This is a genomic window from Inquilinus limosus MP06, from assembly GCF_000767795.1.
Lineage (GTDB): Bacteria > Pseudomonadota > Alphaproteobacteria > DSM-16000 > Inquilinaceae > Inquilinus > Inquilinus limosus_E.
Genome location: NZ_JANX01000742.1, coordinates 1 through 2493 on the forward strand (window position 1 = coordinate 1; position 2493 = coordinate 2493).

Here is a 2493-nt window from a genome sequence, read left to right on the forward strand (position 1 = left end):
CCCGCCGATGGCGACCTGGTCCTGCCGATGCCGTGCGGCGGGGCGATGGCCTTCCGCCGGGTCGAGGTGGAAAGCGGCGGCTGGCTGAACGACATGCAGGTCATGCTCGGCGGCTCCGACCCCGATCTCGGAGTCGTCGACGACCGCCGGTCCGCCAACATCGCCGGCGCCTTCACCCCCACCGGCGACCAGACCCGCCGCTACTACTATGTCGGCAAATACGAGGTGACGCGGTCGCAGTACCAGGCGCTGGCCGGCGACTGCAAGGCGCCTTCGATGCAGGGCCGGGAGCCGATCGTCGACATCTCCTGGTTCGACGGCCTGACCTTCGCCGAACGCTACACCGAATGGCTGATGGCCAATGCCCGCGACAAGCTGCCGAAGGAGGGTGAGCTGTCCGGCTATCTCCGCCTGCCGACCGAGGCGGAGTGGGAGTTCGCGGCGCGCGGGGGCATGGCGGTCTCCGCGCTCGACTTTGCCGGCGACCGGCCGCCGATGCCGGAGGGCGGCCCGACCGCCTATATCTGGTTCCAGGGCAGCCAGTCGGCCGGCGGGCGGATCCACCCGATGGGGCTGCTGAAGCCGAACCCGCTCGGCCTCTACGACATGCTGGGCAACGCCTCGGAGATGATGTTCGAGCCGTTCCGCCTGAACCGGCGCGGCCGGCTGCACGGCCAGGCCGGCGGCTTCATCATCCGCGGCGGCGACTTCCTGACGCCGATCGACCAGATCCGCAGTGCCACCCGGACCGAGCTGCCCTATTTCTCCGAGCGCAGCGGCGGAGCGACCGCGCTGCGCCAGGTCGGCATGCGGCTGGTGATCGCCGCCCCGGCGATCGTGTCGGCCGAGCGCCTGGCCGCGCTGCAGAAGGAGTATGAGGCCCTGCCCGCCCCCGACCCCGGCCAGGCGACCGCGCGGCAGGAGGCCAATGCCATCCGGGATCTCGACACCACCGCCCAGACGACGCTGGATGCGGCCCTGCGGTCGCGGCTGCAGCGGATCTCGCGCGACCTGCGCGACGCCATCACCGAGCGCAACGACGCGCGCGACCGCGCCATCCGCCTGCTGATCAGCCAGGGCGCCTTCTTCGGCAACAAGCTGCGGACCGACCAGCTGCGGCTGGACAGCGTCGGCAAGGCGATCGACGAGGTGGCCCGGCCGGCGCTGGAGGAGATGCATCGCCGGCTCGACAGCGACCCCAACGGCGCAGACACGCTGGCCAAGGCGGAACAGCAGGTCGCGGCGATGGAATCGCAGCGCACGTCGCTGCAGGCCGAGGCCAAGCAGTCGCTGGACAGCTATGCCGATGCGGTGTTCACGGTGGCGGGTGACTACTCTCCGGAAATCATCCGGCAGCAGTTCGATCTGCTGAAGACCGAGCTCGATGCCCGAAAAGCGTCCGATCTGATCCCTTATGCTGCCTTATTTGTGAAGCACATGGAATCCTATCGCCAACAGGGCAAGGCCGATACCGAGGCCTGGATGCGAGACCTCACCCGCTAGCGTCCGTGGGCGCAACTGCCAGAAGGACCGACGGCACATGACGACACCGAGGCTTCTCCCGCTCGCGGCGATGCTCATTCTCGCGGCCTGCGCCGGCACCGGCGACCCGCATGACGGCGGCTTCATCACCGGCGTCAGCAATCTCGTCTCCGGCGGCTATCAGGATCGGATCGACCAGCGCGAGGCGCAGGTCTCCTCGCTGAACGCCGAGCAGGCTCAGTTGCAGGCCCGGGCCAACGCCATCCGCCAGGAGCAGGCCCAGGTGGATCGCGACCTGGCGGCCGCCCGTAGCCGCCTGTCGCAGCTGGACCGCCGCATCGCCGCGCTGCGCGGCCGGGCCTCGGCCGCCGATGCGGCACGGCTGTCCGATGCCGAGAAGCGGCTGGCGAAGGCCCGGCTGACGGCGGACGAGGCCTCCAATCCGGGCGCCCCGCCGCCGCCCGCGCCGCCGATGTCGCGGACCTGCAGCAGGTGCTGGACTCGGTCGGCGGCCTGGTCGACGACATCGCCGGAAGGCCCGCCGGCCTAGGTCGGCGCCTGCCGCTGGGGGGGCAGGCCGGGTTTCCTGGCGCCGGCGTGGTTGACGAAACGAACCGGTGCGGTTGACGAAACGAAAACACCTGATAGTAGGATAAAAATCGTTACATCCTGCTCCATTGCGACATTTCAGCCGGAGGGAACTGTTGTGAAGAAACCGATCGTCGTATTGCTGGCGTGCACGATGCTCGCCGCCTGCGGCTCGATGGGCGGCACCACCGACCCGTCGAAGCTTGCCGCCGGCGCGACCGCGGACAACACCGCCCGCACGCCGGAGCAGCAGAAGCTGCGCGAGCAGGCTGACAGCTCGACCAAGACCATCGTCGAGGGCGTCGCGGTGGGGGCCGCCGCCGGTCTGGCCGGCGCCGCCATCGCCGATCTCGCCGGCGCCGACGTGGATGCCGGCACCTATGCCATCGCGGCCGCCGGCGGCGCCGCGCTGGGCGGCCTGGC

3 protein-coding genes are annotated in these 2493 nt (G+C 70.2%); all 3 read left to right on the top strand.

Translation table 11 applies throughout. The features are described 5' to 3' along the window. A partial coding sequence (locus P409_RS31735) for a formylglycine-generating enzyme family protein (protein WP_034847976.1) occupies nucleotides 1-1503 on the top strand: 1503 nt, incomplete at its 5' end. 37 nt (nucleotides 1504-1540) lie between these two features. Next, the gene (locus tag P409_RS36640; protein WP_152613656.1) at nucleotides 1541-2032 is read left to right on the top strand and encodes a hypothetical protein; all 492 of its coding nucleotides are present in this window, start codon (nucleotides 1541-1543) and stop codon (nucleotides 2030-2032) included. A gap of 156 nt (nucleotides 2033-2188) precedes the next feature. Beyond that, a partial coding sequence (locus P409_RS31745; protein ID WP_202964871.1) for a putative periplasmic lipoprotein occupies nucleotides 2189-2493 on the top strand: 305 nt, incomplete at its 3' end.